We start from the raw sequence: 16292 nt of genomic DNA, 5'->3' as shown, positions 1-16292 counted from the left end.
CTAAATAATAGAGACAACTTCAAATAATGAAAGAGGTCGCCATGAAAAATGGAGTACTGCTGGCCCTGCTATCGTCCTTCGTATTCAGCGTGATGAATGCGCTGGTCAAAGAGGTAAGCTTTACGATTCCCGCTGCGGAAATCGCGTTTTTTCGCGGATTAATCGGCACGGTACTCGTGCTTGTCATTATGCAGCGGCAACGTATCTCTTTTTCCAGAACAGGCATTCCGATGCTTGCTGTTCGTGGCCTGATGGGAGGAATGTATATGCTTACATTCTTCTATACGCTCTCGCATTTGCCGCTCACGGATGCGAGCATATTAGCCCAACTAGCGCCTATTTTTGTTATGATCCTGTCAGCCCTCTTACTAAAGGAACAAATTCGAGGTAAATCAGCGCTGCTCCTGCTCGTCGTGCTTGTTGGCGCAGCTATTCTAATTCAACCTAATACGTACGCGAGCTATTCTGTTTTCGCAATCGTCGGTCTTCTAAGTGCGTTTTTTTCCGCGGCAGCCAGCATATCGATTCGTTATCTAAGCCAAAAGCACTCGGCCTATGAAATCGTATTTTATTTTACGGCGACCTCCACAATCGTCGCAATTCCATTTTTAACAAACCATTTTGTAATGCCTGATGTAAGAGATAGTGTTTATTTACTGCTTATCGGCGTTGTTTCATTAATTGGACAACTATTTTTAACGAAGGCGTTTACACATGAAAATGCCGTCGTTGTACAGGTGATTAGCTATTTCGGCCTAATGCTCAATGCGCTGTTCGGTTTTCTTTTCTGGGAAGAAATACCGAATATCACAACGATTATTGGCGGGATTTTGATTGTTGCCGGCTGTGTCGGTCTCTCCATGTTTAAGCCGTCCGGGGATGCCCGTGCCTAAAGATTTTGATATATACGATAAGGAGGAAATTATGATAAAAGAGGATCAATTCTATAAGGTGTGGTGGCAAGAGGGAGACCAGAGCATGGAAGACACTCATATTCCACACTGGAAACGTGTTCTGAAATTTATTCCTGAGGAAGATTTGCGTTCATGTAGCGTGCTTGATTTCGGCTGCAATCAAGGCGGATTTTTACGTCTGCTTTATGAAGAACGGCCATATAAAGAGGCAATCGGCACAGACTTAGCGAGTGAGTCCATTGCGATTGCAAACAGTCGGAAGAACCAATTACCGATCCGTTATGTATTAACATCAAGTCCGGAGCAATTTGAGCACAGATTTGATATCGCATTTAGCTTGGCTGTCATGTACTTGCTGCCTAATTTGGAGGCGCATGCCCGACAAATTAAAAAAGCTTTGAAGCCGGGAGGCGTGTATTATGCGACATACGCAGATTACCCGAGCAATCCAAGCTTTCTTCGAATAAAAGAAAAAATTAATACAAACTCGGCGATCCCGATGCAGGAATATTCGCTTGATGAGATTGCAGACGCATTTTTTAAAGAGGGGTTTAAGGTTTCGATCCGCCGCATGCTGCCAGTGGATTTTGTTGAGCTAGCGCAGGCTAGTGTGTGGTATGAGTGTGTGGCAGACCATTTAAAATATGCTTATGAACAGGCCTATATTTTTCGATTAATAGCTCCTACTGAGGATTAAGAGGAGTCTTCATCAAACACTTTCAACGAGTGATGTTTGAGCATTCTACAATAAAACGACTCAAACTAATGCTGCATTCTGACCTTGCTTTGCCACGCGAAGAGTATCACAAAGGCAGCATTCAATACTAACTTATCTACGATGCTTCTCTATACTGTCATTATTGACGATATAGAGAAGCGTTTTTTGTGCGGTTGTAGAGAAGGGGATTCAAAGTGTGTCTAAGAAATCACTTCAACTAAGTTCGTTTCATTGAACGTAAGAATGATGTAAGAAACAGGTAAGAAATTTGAAAGATCGCTGCTATATGATGGATTTGTAAGCAAGCAATTCAGTCGCGTAGGAAAGCGTAAGTTCAAAAAAATGGAGAGCGAGGAATTATGGTGAATTCAAAAGCAAGCGACATGAAAAAAAGAACAACGTTAATGCTGGCGACGGCAATAGCAGCAGGCTCCTTACTTTTTTCTGTTCAAGGAACTGTAAATGCTCAAGAAGGCCAATCATCGCAACAGCAAACGGGAGCCCAAAAAGCTACCGTTGATTCACGAGCCAATGTGAAGCATGTCTTGGATCAAGCAGCTGCGCATGCGCTTACACCAGGTATATTTGCTGTAGCAATGAAAAATGGTGAGCAGTGGTCTTATGCTTCAGGGCAAGCTAGCATACATGATTCCAATCCGATAAAATCGAACTACACTTTTCGAATTGGGAGTATAACCAAAACATTTACTGCAACGATTATTTTGCAGCTAGTAGATGAGAAGAAGCTAAGTCTAGAAGATACGATAGAGAAATGGCTTCCGGGCGTAGTAAAAGGAAATGGGTACGATGGCGATAAGATTACGATCCGCAACCTGCTGCAGATGACAAGTGGGATAGCAAACTATACAACGAAAGAGTTTATTGCAGAGTTCGAGAAAACGCCGTACCGCAACTATACCGCAGATGAATTAATTAAAACTGGACTTTCAATGAAACCTTCATTTTCTCCTGGGGAGTTAGGGAAATGGGAATATTCCAATACGAATACCGTACTTGCTGGTGAAATTATTCGTAAGGCATCAGGTGACACCTACGCTCATCAGGTTAAGAAGCGTATTATTGATCCGCTAGGATTAAAAGATACTTATTCGCTGGGAAGCGCATCGCATATTCCAGGAGTACATGCTAGAGGTTATTCGATTCCAATGAACAGTAAGGACAATAAGTTGGTAGACTTCACCGATATTAATCCATCGTGGGGCAATGCAGCTGGTGATATGATCTCCACGGGCAAAGATTTGAATACATTTTATAGTGCATTGCTAGGTGGTAAGCTCTTGAAGCCGGAGACTTTACAGCAGATGCTGAATGGTGTACAGACCGAGTTGGGTCTCTATGGATTAGGAATGATCGGAATGAAACTGCCAAATGGCGAGACGTTCTGGGGACATGGCGGCGATATACACGGAAGTTCGTCATATGCTGGAGGTTTAATAGGTGGGGAGCATGTGCTGTCCGTTGCTATTAATGCAATGCATAGTGATACGTGGGAGCAGCGTTTGAGTGTAATTAAGGCTGAATTTGGTCAATAATTGAGAAAAGACAATAAACGGCGCGCCACCCTTGTTGATGAGGGAAGGTGCGCTGTTTATCGTGCAAGCAAACACACCAGCATCAATGCTAAATGGGAGTTAATTTTGACACGTTTGACCATCAAGTGTAGTGCATTGGCTATAAGCTGCGTATGGTCGTCGATGTGATGAGTGGTCTTCCAATGACACTCAAGGTGACGATCGGATTAGCCGCGCTGTTGATCGCGAGTAGGCTCCGTCGATGAGGGGCAAGGTGCTGCGAAAGCTAATAAAAAGGCTTATGCTGCTTGACGCGACACCAAATGGTGACATATAATCGAAGTGTCACTAAATGGTGTCCAATAAGGGACTAGTCATTTGGAAAGTACTATGACTGGCGCGGTTTTATCTCATGCGCTTGCTAACCATTATGCTGATTATGTTTTCATTATGTCCTTCGCTTTTCATATGCTGCACTAAATATCGCTGCATGGTCGCTGCATCCGAAGAGCTACTAACTTTTAGGGAGGTGGCTATAATTAAAGGCTGTCCTTTCGTGCCACCAATAGATTTCTACTACATAAAATAATAATTTGGAGGGAGTGTGGTGAGTGAGAACAACCAGTTACGAGATGTGTTTGATGCGATTGCAGATCCAACTAGACGTCGACTGATACGACTATTAGCAGAAGCAGAGGAGATGCCGCTTCATGAATTAACGGCACAGTTTCAGATGGGCCGTACAGCCGTATCCAAGCATTTGACAATCCTTAAAGAGGCCGGACTAGTACTCGATCGGAAAGTTGGTAGAGAAACGCGGTTCAGGCTAAACGCCGCTCCACTCAGCGAAGTTCAAGATTGGGTGGCTTTTTATAGTAAGTTCTGGAGTACGAATATGCTGCGCTTGCAGCAGCTACTAGAGGAGGAAGAAGGATGAGTTTAACATTATCTTTGGATTTTCAGTACAAGACAACGATTGAGAAGCTTTGGTCGGCCTTAACCGATTCGAGCATGCTTGCCAAGTGGGTGCACAATATCCACACTGGTCAGGCGATGGAAAATGATTTTAAACCTGTTGTAGGACATCATTTTCAGTTCAGCACTCAGCCGACTGAATGGTGGAATGGAATTATTGAAGGCGAAGTGCTTATTGTGGACGCACCTAACAAGTTGTCCTATACATGGGAAAGCGGAGAGAAGCACTTGATCACTTGGACACTCCAAGATTTAGAAGATGGAATGGTTAATCTTCACCTTGAACAAACCGGAATTTCGAATGAGCAAGCACTCGCAGGAGCTAAGTATGGCTGGGGTAAATGGTGCGGCGAGCTTGAAAAGGTATTGGAACAGTAGCCCATCAACGGATCTATTTATAGACGTATATAGGCTGTATCTAATTTCGGGATCGAAAATTCCACCATACTCCATTAAACGAAAATTGATTAGGGGTTTCCTTGATGACAAATAGCAGAATGAATCCTAAGGTTGATGGATTTTTAAGTAAAGCGAAAAAGTGGAAGGAAGAATATGGGGAATTGAGGAATATCGTTCTCAATAGTGGGCTGACAGAAGAGTTTAAATGGATGCATCCTTGCTACACGTTTGAGAAAAAAAACATCGTTTTAATTCATGGATTTAAAGAATACTGTGCGCTACTGTTTCACAAAGGCGCCTTGTTACGGGATGCTCACGGAATTCTAATCCAACAAACGGAGAATGTACAGGCGGCACGTCAGATTCGGTTCACCAATCTTCAGGAAATAGTTGAAATGAAAGCCATTTTGAAAGCCTATATTCATGAAGCCATTGAAGTCGAACAAGCCGGTTTGGAAGTGAATTTTACTACAGAATTTGTGATCCCTGAAGAACTTCAGAATAAATTTGATGAAATCCCTGTATTAAAAACTGCTTTTGAAGCATTGACACCGGGACGGCAAAGAGCGTATATTCTTCATTTTTCTGGACCTAAACAATCCAAAACACGAGAATCGAGAGTTGAAAAATGTACGCAGCAAATTCTGAATGGAAAGGGATTAAATGATTAGTGTATTCGATGGGAAATGCAGCAGGTGCAAGTGATGCTGAACCTTACCCCCAAGGACAATTAAAACAAAATAGTGAATAAACGAAACAGCCATAGACCGTTCCTTCAAGGTCTATGGCTGTTTTCTTGTGCACCCAATTAGGTGTCATCTATCTTAGGAAAAACATTATTCCAAAACAACATTAAAGCACAATGATAAACTTTTTATATTGATATAGAGATAAATCAAGAGTATAACAGCTTGATCTTAGCACTTGCACAAAAGTTGTACACTAAAATTAGAAACGAGTGGAGGTGATCTAATTGAAAAATGATAAACTTGCTTGCACTCCGCTCCGGAGTGCAAAACCCGGTGAAATCATTACCCTCGGCACATATCCGCAAACGGTAGAAGGAGAACACAGAACACCGATTAAGTGGCGAGTCCTGCAAAATTCGGGTAGAGAACTGTTCATTTTGAGTGAATACATTTTGGATTGTAGACGATATCACAGCGAATTTGTCAATATCACTTGGCGTGAATCAGATTTGCGAAAGTGGCTGAACGATGAGTTTTATCATACTGCGTTCAATGACTCCGAGAAGGGGGATATCAAGATTACTTATTGCGCTGACAATGTAGAAAGGAGTACAGACACGGAGGACAAGGTTTTTTTGCTTAGTGTTGCAGAGGTGAAAGAACTGACCTATAAACTTGATGAAGTTTCTTTAAATACGAAACGTCGAGCAACAGGAACGGAATTTTCCAAACTTAAAAAGAAAGATGGATGTCATTTGTATATTTATGATAAAAAAGTCAGAGCTGACTATATGTTTGAGAATGGTGAAGAATTGGCTTGTTCATGGTGGTGGTTGCGAACACAACCTAGTAGTTCTTCACGTGCATTTTTTATTGGTCCTCGCAGCAGTATTCGCAGTTACGGACGTGTCAACTTAGCTTGTTACGGTGTTCGTCCTGCACTAAAGATTAATCTTCCATTATCGCTAGAAATGATGTAGCCTGAAGTATCTGATCCACTTCATAATGATTCGGGGAATCTATATTACATATGTAGAATATTTGGATAGAGACAGTTGATACAATCAAAGCGTCCATACATCGGGGGAATGATAATGAAAAACCAGCACGAAAACGAAGAAATGTTAACAGGAGGGAATGTCTCAAACGTATATCGTTCGGGAGATACTGTTCGACGAGAATTAAAGCCAGACAGCATCAAAATTCACAAGCTATTAAAGCATTTAGAAAACAAAGGTTTCAGTCATGCACCGAGGTTTTTAGGTATTGATGAAAAAGGAAGAGAGATATTATCATTTATTGAAGGAGAAGCTGGCAATTATCCTTTAAAAGAATACATGTGGTCTAATGATGTTTTAATAGAAATAGCGAAGATGCTCCGCCTTTATCATGATTGTGTGAGTGATTTTTCAATTGAAGAAAGTTGGCAATCAATTGATAACACTCCCCAACCATTTGAGGTACTATGCCATAATGATTTTGCAATATACAACCTTATTTTTAATCAAAAAAGGCCAGTAGGTATTATTGATTTTGATGTTGCGGGTCCCGGTCCAAGACTTTGGGACATTGTCTATACTCTTTACACTTGCGTCCCCTTAAGTAGGGTTTATCATTCTGAAACGGGTGAGGGAGTTTATTATCATTCATTACTGCATGCCAATCGTATAAAACAAAGAGTTAAATTATTTTTTGAATCGTACGGTGAGGGGATAAAAGAAGATTATTTAGAGATGGTATTGCTACGATTAGAAGGATTATGTAAAACTATTAAAAGAAAAGCTAGCGAAGGTGACACTGCTTTTCAAAAGATGGTAGATGAAGGGCACGTTGAGCATTATCAAAATGATATTAAATTTATACGCGAACATGGAAAAGAGTGGATTTAAGAGATGGGTGTTGTTTAACTACTGTGAGCTTTAGATTAACAAGATAAAAGTCGATTCCTTAGCGTTCAGGGATCGACTTTTTTTGGTTGTAACTTGATTAGTCGTGATAGTTGTGTTTTAGAGTGAATCGGTTTTTTAGATATTCTAGCAGCAACCACACGCTATTAAGTTAATAAAAAAATCCTCATTCTGTATTAAAAACTGCTTTTGAAGCATTAACTTCGGGACGACAAAGGGCGTATACTTTTCATTTTTCAAGAAAAGTTCACTGATTCGATAAATTCATTCAATTGATTAAATCAATTGAATTAATTATACTTGTCATGTGCTCGTTCTTTCAAGACATCTATTGGAGAGGAGCCATTCTCCTGTATATGTTTGGATGATGACAAAAGGCAGCGATCAGCGATGAGCTCTGGAAAGTAATTAACGTCAGGAGGAGAAAGAGGTATGATCAAACAAGATACTAGAATACCAACCTATTCACTTGCGGAAAGAGATCGTAGATGGAACATTGCAAATCAGCTAATGGAAGAAGAGCATGTGGATGTATTGATTGTGTATGGCGATCGAGAAGGTGCATTCCCTGCTGTATTCAACCCGGACAGTTACTTTACGAATGAGCGTCCAGGTTCTATTGTCATTTTTCCAAAGTATGAAGAGCCGATCTCTGTAGTCTTTTTAGCGACTGCTGTGGAAGATCATATTCAAGCTGGATATACGAATACGCAAGGCTGGATAAGCCCGGAAAATATGTATGTCGGGAAAATGGGTACGCACATCGTGAAAATTTTGGAAGAGCGAGGACTTACGAATAAAGCATTTGGTGTAATTGGTTTAGAGCCTTATCCTCCCTATTACTTTGATGGAGCCATGCCCTATAATACTTGGCAAACAATCTTAAAGGGATTGCCGAACGCGACCTTTAAGCCTGTGGGCCACAAATTTTTCGCACTGTCTTCTGTGAAAAGTCCGGAGGAGATCGCGGTATTAAAATGGTCTGCAGACGTCGGGGAAAAAATGGTCCAGGCGATGCTTGAGGCGACGAAGCCAGGCGTTAGAGAAAATGAGATTTATGCGGCAGGGATGAATGCTTGTGTGACCCATGTCGGCTTCACGACGACGATATTAATGGGATCAGGACCGGAGTTCGTAGGATGGGGACTACCCGCATGGATATATCGACCAGAGGAGCCGCGGATGATCCAAGAAGGAGATATTATTTTGGCTGAGGTATTTTCATCATTCGGAATGCTAGAGACGCAGCATCAGCCATCAATCGCTGTAGGAGCTGTGCATCCGGATTTTGAGCGGGCGGCTGAGGCAGCGAAACAATCGTATGTGAACGGAGTAAAAGAGCTGCGGCATGGGGCTATCTTCAGAGACGTCGTCGAAGCGATGAATGAGCCGATGCGTGAAGTAGGAGGCTGGCACGTTCATCCGCTTATCCATTCCATCAGTCCATTTGGCCTTATTGGGGTTGGGGATGAGATGGTACGGTTGCCTGAGGCGAAACAGTACGGAAGAGTATTGCCTATTCCATCCATAGGGTTAGAGACCGAACTTAAGGCAGGTATGGTATTTGCATTTGAGCCGAATTGTGCGATTGGTAAGAAGGTCATTAATCTTGGCGGAACGGTGATTGTGGGTGAAGATGGGGGAATTGAACTAAATAGTAATTCTACTCAGCTGATGAGGGCAACTTGGTAAAATAGCAAAAGGGTACGTAGAGAAGAGTGTTTATGTCTTTGTTACGTACCCTTTTTTTAATTAGAATAATCGCCGCATGTACGAATCGACATCTCGCCAAGTTCCTTGGCGATCAAGGCAACGTGTGCTTCATCCAAGTCTTGCATCCCTTGGCGTCTGAGATAGGTTTCCTTTGCTACAGAGAACGCAATCGATTGTCCAACAATGGCATGCGCGATTAATATCGTTTTTGGATCATTTGCATCTAGTTCCATTAATTTACCCACCAAGACGGCAATCATCTGATGAAGTGGCAGGAAAAATTGTTCATACAATATATCATAAGCCTCTGTAGGCTGCAGCTGCTCTCTTGCGATAAATACGCTTCTTGCATTGGTTTCATGATTGCCAATCATCGTCTGGGAGAACTGCGTCATGACGTTTTTTAGAGCTTCTTCAGCTTCTGCTTTTGAGCGTTTCTGGATCACTTCTGTCTCAATAAGAGCCTGCTTTAAAAATTCATCATGAACGGCTGCTGTCAAGCGACGGGTAACCGCTAAGTACAATCCTTTTTTTCCACCGAAATAATAGGGTATCGCCGATTGGTTCACACCCGCTTCATCTGCAAGGGTTCGCGTTCGTACGCCTTCATAGCCATGTAATCCAAAGATTCGCAGCCCTGCTTCTAATAAACGAGTTTGGGTAGAGTCTTCATTTCCTTGATTCATCTCGCTGCTTAGTGTTGTATTCAATGTCCATTCCTCCATATGTTGAGTATAATTAATTCAAATGAATTAATCAATTGAAACAAAAGTACGGTGCGACTTATTTTGTTTCTGTTCAAATTAGAAAATTATAAAAATAAAAGCATACGGTCGGCTGTGCTATGATAAAAATAATAATGGGACCGAGCTGTCCGAGTTCAATAATTTATACGCATAGGAAGTCGCTAAATTAGCGGCTTTTTTTTTGGTTTTAAGGGTTATTTTCATATACACATAATTTTTGACGCTGCCTACTTTCGCAAAAATGTAATAAACGTGGCACCTCTATAAATAAATTCAATGATAGACTTTCAGTAAGTAAGGACGGAGGGAATGAGCGCCATTGATGTCAACGTTCCAGAAGACAAAAACATTCGTGAGATTTATGGTGAAGAACGGGATATTAACGATATGTACAACACTGATTATCGTATTTGCGATTCGTGCCATTCTTCATGAGGGGAATCGAAGCTGGTTGAATTTTGTACCGGTTTTCTTATTTGTGCTGATGATTACCACATTATTTTTCTTTATTATTTATTGGCAGAGTCACAAACTCCGTTCTGAGCAAGAACTGCTCTCGAATGTATTCAAGCATAGTCCGGATGGAATTCTGGTGCTGGATCATGCATTAAATATCGTGCGAATGAATCCCGTGGCAGGCCAGTTGATGCAAATAGGCAATGAACCCGTTACGCTGAATTTCTGTAATCTTTGTTCGAATTATCCGGGATTAAATAAGCTGTGTTCCTATCAAACTTGTTTTATTACGGAGCCTTGCCCACAGGCTGTAGAGTTGCAGTTAACGACGCCAAGCGGATTGAGTAAATCCATGAACGCGAGCGTATCCCAATATAAAGATCCGATGTATGGCTTTTTGAATATTATTCGCATGCAGGAAGTGGTGGAGCAGCGTCAGGAAGAACAGCATCAGATTGCTAAAATGATTACTCACTCTATTTTGTCTGCGCAAGAAAATGAGCGCAAACGCATCTCACGTGAGCTGCATGACGGAATCGGTCAGTCCTTGTATAGTATTTTGATTCAGACGGAAGTATTAAAAGCCTCACTCGAGTCGGAGGAATATCCTGCTGCAGACGAGCTCATGCTTGCCTTACAGGAATCCATTCGCCATACCATTGAGGATATCCGAGATTTGTCTGTAGAACTGCGTCCTTCAGCGCTCGATGATATAGGACTCGTAGCAGCGCTCCGCAACTACGTTAGGATGTATGGGCAGAAATTCGGTATTCAAGTGTTGTTCACGATTGAAGGAGACAGCGGACGACTGCCGTCGGCACATGAAATTGCATTCTACCGCATCGTGCAAGAGGCGCTCACCAATGCAGCGAAGTATTCGCAGACCGAAGTGGTCGATGTTAGACTCAAGCTGCTGCCGACGCTCGCCGAGCTGCATATTCGCGATTATGGAATAGGCTTTGTGATTACAACTGAACTGCGTCAAGGCGTTGGACTCTATAGTATGGAGGAGCGTGTGAATATTCTGGGCGGGGAATTCGAAATGCAATCAACACCAGGACAAGGGACTAAGATTCAAGTCAAGGTACCTATTGTCGATCAGCTAGTTAAGTAAACGGGGGAATCATATACGATGGATATCAAAGTGTTAATTGTCGATGATCATGCAGTTGTTCGAAGTGGACTTCGTGCAGTTCTGGATAGTAAACCGGGAATTCAGGTTGTGGGAGAAGCGGCGGACGGCATCTCGTGCATGAAGAAGGCGTTTGAACTGCATCCAGACCTTGTGCTTATGGATTTGAGCATGCCGAACGGTCGAGATGGTCTATACACGACAAGCGAGCTGCTGCAATCAATGCCAGAGGTCAAGGTTATTATTCTTACGATGCACGATGATGAGCAATACTTATTTCGGGCATTGAAGGCAGGCGCATCGGGCTATATTCTCAAATCTGCGCCCATCTCGGAGCTCGTGACGGCTATTATGCAGGTCCAACAAGGGCTTGTCTATTTGCATCCAACTGCGACGAAGAAAGTGATAGAAGGGTATTTGCAAGCGCAGACTAGAGAGACAAAAGACGCCTTTGAGACGTTGACCGAGCGAGAAAAAGAGATTTTGACGCTTGTTGCGAAGGGGTATACGAACAAAGAAGCTGCTGAGCTGCTAACGATCAGTGTCAAGACGATTGAAAACCATAAGGCCAATATCATGGAAAAGCTCCAATTAAATAATCGTCGCGAATTGATGAAATTCGCTGTGAGAAGGGGGTTGCTTGATTTTGATTAACGAAAGTGACCAGCCGTTGACGATCCAACAGCGAATTCAACTGGAATTGCAGCAGTTGAAATCAGACATGGCATTCGACTTCGTCGCTGTAGCACTCGCGGATGCGAATTATCGGGACATTTATTGGAAAATTGCGCTTGGTGCCAAATCGGAGCGATACAAAAAAATTACAGTACGAATGGGCAACGGAATGGCAGGAAAGGTATTGCAAGCCAGACGACCGCATGTAGTCACTTCTTTTCCTGAAGAAGTGCAAGATGAGGTATTGGAGTACCCCATTTTCCTCGTGGAGTCGTTACGCTCTGGTATGGGCGTTTCGGTAGATTCGGCGCGGGTCGAGCAGAAGCAATCTTACGGTGTTTTGCTGGTTGGTCAGCGGGAGGAGCGGGCATTTGGTGAACAAGAGATAGGGCATGTGGAACGAACTGCCGCAAAGCTCGCGGTATTATATGACAGCATCACGATCCATCCTGTATCGGAGGATACGCAAGGTGCGGTGCAGCATGACAAGACAACCCCGCTCCTGCAGCGGCTACGGGATTTTCGTGCTAAAGGTATTATTTGCGAACTATTAGATCAGCGTATCACACAATTGTCGCATGAGCGGCAAGAGCAGATTGCAGCGATTCTCGAACTGCTCGTACGCCCTTGCATCCAAGCGAATACGCTAGCTAAGATCGTGCTGGGGCAAGACGATGCTGGACATACTTTGGTTGAGTATGAATGTGAAGGGGAATGCCATTTATCTCGAGAAATGTTTAATCCTGTTAAAGATCAACTGATCGCGCTAAAATGCGATTTAGAGATCATGATGGACGAACGACGCCAGTCGGTGCGATTTACCGTACCCACGCGATTATTATTAGATGAGATGAACTGGAACTAAATAGTGCAAATCCGAAATGGGGAATTTCCTAGAAAGCAAATGAGGGAATTCCCCAATTTTTTTCATGACATACTCCACGGATAATGAATCATAGCTAGTCGAGTTCACGAGGAGGAATGGGCATGAGACCGTCCAAAGCAATTTTACCCTTGCAGACCTTGAGTCTGATTCTTGGATTTGCGGTATGGGGCATCTTATCATCATTAATTGTATTCATCAAAGACGGTATTCCATTAACACCAGGGCAATTATCGTTAGTCACGGCTGTACCCGTTGTGCTTGGTTCGATTTTACGAATTCCATTCGGCTATTGGACGAATAAATACGGGGCGCGCAACATGTTTTTGATCAGCTTCGTCTTGCTGCTCGCTCCTGTATTCTACATCAGTCAAGCGAAGAGCTTCTTCGATCTGATTATTGGTGGGTTGTTCTTAGGGATCTCGGGTGCGACATTCTCAGTAGGGGTTACCTCCTTGCCAAAATATTATCCCAAAGAGAAACATGGGTTCATTAATGGAATTTACGGGCTTGGAAATTTGGGTTCGGCGCTGAGTACATTTTTTGCCCCGGTATTAGCGACGCAGATCGGATGGCGTTCGACAGTTCAAGTCTATTTGATTCTGCTCGCGATCTTTGCTATTGCAAACTTTTTTATCGGGGATCGGAAGGAATCGAAACTTAATGTCGCCCTCATAGAACAAATAAAAGGCATCTACAAAAATGAGAAGTTGTGGCTGATTTGCTTCTTCTATTTCATTACGTTCGGGGCATTTGTAGCATTCACCGTCTTCTTGCCCAATCATCTCGTGAATAATTTCGGTATCAGTAAAGTCGATGCAGGCTTGCGTACCGCTGGATTTGTTACCCTTGCAACTTTTATGCGGCCGGTGGGAGGATGGCTAGGGGATAAATTCAATCCATTCAAAATATTGCTGTTCGTGTTCAGTGGACTCACGATGGGCGGCATTATACTCGCTTTCTCTCCTTCGATCCCGCTCTTTACCGTGGGCTGTTTGTTGATTGGCCTATGTGCGGGACTAGGTAACGGGACGATCTTCAAATTGGTCCCACTCTACTTCGCGAAGCAATCCGGGATTGCGAACGGTCTGATATCGGCGCTTGGCGGTTTAGGCGGATTCTTCCCGCCGCTCATGTTGTCTTTACTACTCGCGATGACAGGTCATTATGCGATCGGATTCATGGCGCTAGCGATGGTCGCGTTGTGCAGCGTACTTCTTGTACTCTACATGTACTGGCAGGATCGTGTGAAATTAGCAGAACAAATTGTACAGAGCACTTCGCAAGCGGTATTGGTCACCAATCCCAAAGGGCTCATTCTAACCGTCAATCCGGCTTTCACAGAAATTACAGGTTATAGCGGGGAGGACGCCATGGGACAGAAACCAGGCTTCTTGAAATCCGGAAAGCATGATCAAGCGTTCTATGAGTCCATGTGGAAGCAGCTCAAGTCGAAGCACGCATGGTCGGGCAACATCTGGAACAAAAAACAAAATGGCGAATTGTATCTGCAGCATCTAACGATTAACGGGATTCAAAATGACGTCGGAGAAACAAATTATTATGTCGGCGTGTTCAGTGAAATCGACCCTGTAGACATTCAGAACCAATCACGCATAAATCATTCCCGCAAAAACACAACAAATATCGTAATGTAGTGGGGGGATTTATATGAACGGCAGAAAAGAATTGAAGACTTTTATGCGCAATGCCATTAGCGTAGCTGAGGCAACACGTCTCGTTCTGGATCGTGTGCGTGTCATGCCAACGGAAGAAGTACCTTTGATGCAGAGCATCGGCAGAACATTGGCTGTAGAGCTTGTCGCGCCACAACCAATGCCTCATTTTCGCCGTTCGGGCATGGACGGTTTCGCGGTTATGGCTGCGGATACAAAACAGGCGTCGATCGGTTCGCCCGTCTCGCTGCATATCGTCGACAATGTTCCCGCAGGGCAGGTGTCAACGATGACATTACAACCTGGTCAATGCATTCGGATTATGACAGGGGCTGCGGTACCAGAAGGCGCAGATGCTGTGATCAAATACGAGATGACAGCGGAAGAGAGCGGACCGGATGGTACGGAGCTATGTAAGGTGAAGGGGGTTGTTGCCATAGGGGAGAATGTGTCCCCAATTGGCGTCGAAATCACCGAGAAGGAAACCGTCCTGTGTTCGGGTGTTCAGATAGGTGCTGGCGAAATTGCGCTGCTGGCGATGTTCGGCATCCATACGGTACAAGTCTATAAGCAGCCTCGGGTTGCGATTCTTGCCACCGGTGCGGAGCTGCTGCGTGTGGAAGATGCCTTAGCGCCTGGGCGTGTTCGAAACAGCAACTCGTATATGTTGGCTGCAGCCATTACGGCGTTCGGTGGGATTCCCGTTGTAATGGATCAAGTACCAGACGATGCGGTCATTGCGAAACAAATGATCCGTAAGGCAATTTTAGAGCATGACGTCGTTGTTACGACAGGCGGTGTATCTGTCGGGGATCATGACATTCTGTATGATGTGACGCAGGAATGGGATGGCGATTTGGTATTCAACAAGGTGATGATGCGCCCAGGAAGTCCGACAACGTTTGGGATGTGGCACGGGAAGCTGATCTTCGCGTTGTCCGGCAACCCCGCTGCATGTTATGTGGGCTGCAGATTGTTCCTTCGCCCTGCGCTCCGCGGTATGATGGTGGCCGATCTCATCCCTGAACCCCGCATAATGGCGACATTAACCGTGAATTATGCAAAATCAGATCGCTTTACGCGTTTTATATGTGGACGTATGTCCGAACAAGCAGGCAAGCTAACGGCAGCACCCGTAGGCTATGATATGTCGAGTGTGACCGTATCTTTGCGAGATGCGAATTGCTTGATCTGTCTGCCAGGTTCTCCGAACGGTTATCAGGAAGGTGCGCTCGTCGAGATTATTCCCTTAAAGGGAATCTGTGAATAAAGGAGCAAGAAGTGGCATGAGCATTCCATCTGGTGACAACTTCATCGTACGAGCAGTTCCCGTTCTGCAAATTATCGGTTACAAAAATAGCGGCAAAACAACACTTGCTTGCAAGCTTATCGCCGCACTTACTGCGCAAGGGCTGCGAGTCGGCTCGGCTAAGCATGATGCGCACGAATTCCGTTTGGATGACTATGAGACAGATAGTGAGAAGCATCTGTCTCATGGCGCGCTAGAGACCATATTAACTTCATCGACGGCAACCCGCTCTATGAGGAAAAGCTCTACATCGCTAGATGAAATTGCGCAGCAGCTGTATGGCAAGGTAGATATTATTATCGCCGAAGGCTTTAAATCGGCTCGATACCCAAAGATCGCGTTGATTCATCATGCTGTGGAGATGCGTGATTTACTTGCTCAAGCAGCAGATATTCGCCTTTGGATCAGTTGGGAGGCACATGAAGATTTGCAAGAACAAGGTTTGACACTCCAAATTGCGGATATATCATCAAAATTAATACTGTATATCAAAGAGCAGGAAGACATCCTGCACAAAGCCATTTCCCTCGCTCGATCTCTCCTGTAGTCCATTTTTATCGTCGATATC

General features: G+C 43.9%; 16 protein-coding genes. 15 read left to right on the top strand and 1 reads right to left on the bottom strand.

Translation table 11 applies throughout. The features are described from left to right. Positions 1-41: 41 nt before the first annotated feature. From QP775_RS05155 to QP775_RS05115, 9 genes are all read left to right on the top strand, one after another. A complete protein-coding gene (locus QP775_RS05155; RefSeq protein WP_285104170.1) occupies positions 42-893 on the top strand; it encodes a DMT family transporter in 852 nt (283 codons plus the stop codon). Positions 894-924: 31 nt separating this feature from the next. Further along, positions 925-1611, top strand: coding sequence for a class I SAM-dependent methyltransferase (locus QP775_RS05150; protein WP_285104168.1), 687 nt, complete (start codon positions 925-927; stop codon positions 1609-1611). A gap of 404 nt (positions 1612-2015) precedes the next feature. After that, entirely contained in the window at positions 2016-3185 is a 1170-nt protein-coding gene (locus QP775_RS05145) for a serine hydrolase domain-containing protein (protein WP_285104166.1), read from the top strand. A gap of 586 nt (positions 3186-3771) precedes the next feature. Beyond that, the gene (locus QP775_RS05140) at positions 3772-4101 is read left to right on the top strand and encodes an ArsR/SmtB family transcription factor (protein WP_285104164.1); all 330 of its coding nucleotides are present in this window, start codon (positions 3772-3774) and stop codon (positions 4099-4101) included. Next, the gene (locus QP775_RS05135) at positions 4098-4517 is read left to right on the top strand and encodes an SRPBCC family protein (protein WP_285104162.1); all 420 of its coding nucleotides are present in this window, start codon (positions 4098-4100) and stop codon (positions 4515-4517) included. The genes QP775_RS05140 and QP775_RS05135 overlap by 4 nt, the downstream gene beginning before the upstream one ends. A gap of 104 nt (positions 4518-4621) precedes the next feature. Then, positions 4622-5209 carry a YdeI/OmpD-associated family protein gene (locus tag QP775_RS05130; protein WP_285104160.1) on the top strand — a complete coding sequence of 196 codons (588 nt, stop codon included), beginning with the start codon at positions 4622-4624 and terminating at the stop codon, positions 5207-5209. Between the two features lie 302 nt (positions 5210-5511). After that, complete coding sequence (locus QP775_RS05125; RefSeq protein ID WP_285104158.1) at positions 5512-6207, top strand: DUF6273 domain-containing protein; 696 nt, start codon at positions 5512-5514, stop codon at positions 6205-6207. 114 nt (positions 6208-6321) lie between these two features. Beyond that, positions 6322-7116, top strand: a complete 795-nt coding sequence (locus QP775_RS05120; protein WP_285104156.1) for an aminoglycoside phosphotransferase family protein — start codon at positions 6322-6324, stop codon at positions 7114-7116. Positions 7117-7566: 450 nt separating this feature from the next. Then, on the top strand, positions 7567-8826 hold the full coding sequence (locus QP775_RS05115; protein ID WP_285104154.1) for a M24 family metallopeptidase: 1260 nt from the start codon (positions 7567-7569) through the stop codon (positions 8824-8826). A gap of 56 nt (positions 8827-8882) precedes the next feature. Here QP775_RS05115 and QP775_RS05110 read toward each other — a convergent pair whose 3' ends face one another. Beyond that, on the bottom strand, positions 8883-9557 hold the full coding sequence (locus QP775_RS05110) for a CerR family C-terminal domain-containing protein (RefSeq protein ID WP_285104152.1): 675 nt from the start codon (positions 9555-9557) through the stop codon (positions 8883-8885). 358 nt (positions 9558-9915) lie between these two features. On the opposite strand from QP775_RS05110, the gene QP775_RS05105 reads away from it, so the two are divergent. The 6 genes from QP775_RS05105 (at position 9916) to mobB (ending at position 16271) form a co-directional block, all read left to right on the top strand. Further along, positions 9916-11163, top strand: coding sequence for a sensor histidine kinase (locus QP775_RS05105; RefSeq protein WP_285104150.1), 1248 nt, complete (start codon positions 9916-9918; stop codon positions 11161-11163). Between the two features lie 18 nt (positions 11164-11181). After that, positions 11182-11835, top strand: coding sequence for a response regulator (locus QP775_RS05100; RefSeq protein WP_239327809.1), 654 nt, complete (start codon positions 11182-11184; stop codon positions 11833-11835). After that, on the top strand, positions 11828-12721 hold the full coding sequence (locus QP775_RS05095) for a hypothetical protein (RefSeq protein ID WP_285104147.1): 894 nt from the start codon (positions 11828-11830) through the stop codon (positions 12719-12721). Before QP775_RS05100 ends, QP775_RS05095 begins: the two co-directional genes overlap by 8 nt. Positions 12722-12843: 122 nt before the next feature. Continuing rightward, complete coding sequence (locus QP775_RS05090; protein WP_285104146.1) at positions 12844-14397, top strand: nitrate/nitrite transporter; 1554 nt, start codon at positions 12844-12846, stop codon at positions 14395-14397. A 13-nt stretch (positions 14398-14410) separates the two neighbouring features. Next, positions 14411-15685 carry a molybdopterin molybdotransferase MoeA gene (locus QP775_RS05085; RefSeq protein WP_285104144.1) on the top strand — a complete coding sequence of 425 codons (1275 nt, stop codon included), beginning with the start codon at positions 14411-14413 and terminating at the stop codon, positions 15683-15685. 16 nt (positions 15686-15701) lie between these two features. Beyond that, positions 15702-16271, top strand: a complete 570-nt coding sequence (gene mobB / locus QP775_RS05080; RefSeq protein ID WP_285104142.1) for a molybdopterin-guanine dinucleotide biosynthesis protein B — start codon at positions 15702-15704, stop codon at positions 16269-16271. The last annotated feature ends 21 nt before the right edge of the window (positions 16272-16292 follow it).

The sequence above is a fragment of the Paenibacillus sp. UMB4589-SE434 genome, assembly GCF_030226685.1.
GTDB lineage: Bacteria > Bacillota > Bacilli > Paenibacillales > Paenibacillaceae > Paenibacillus_B.
Note: the sequence above shows the minus strand (reverse complement) of the source record. Positions and strands in the feature narration are given on the sequence as shown.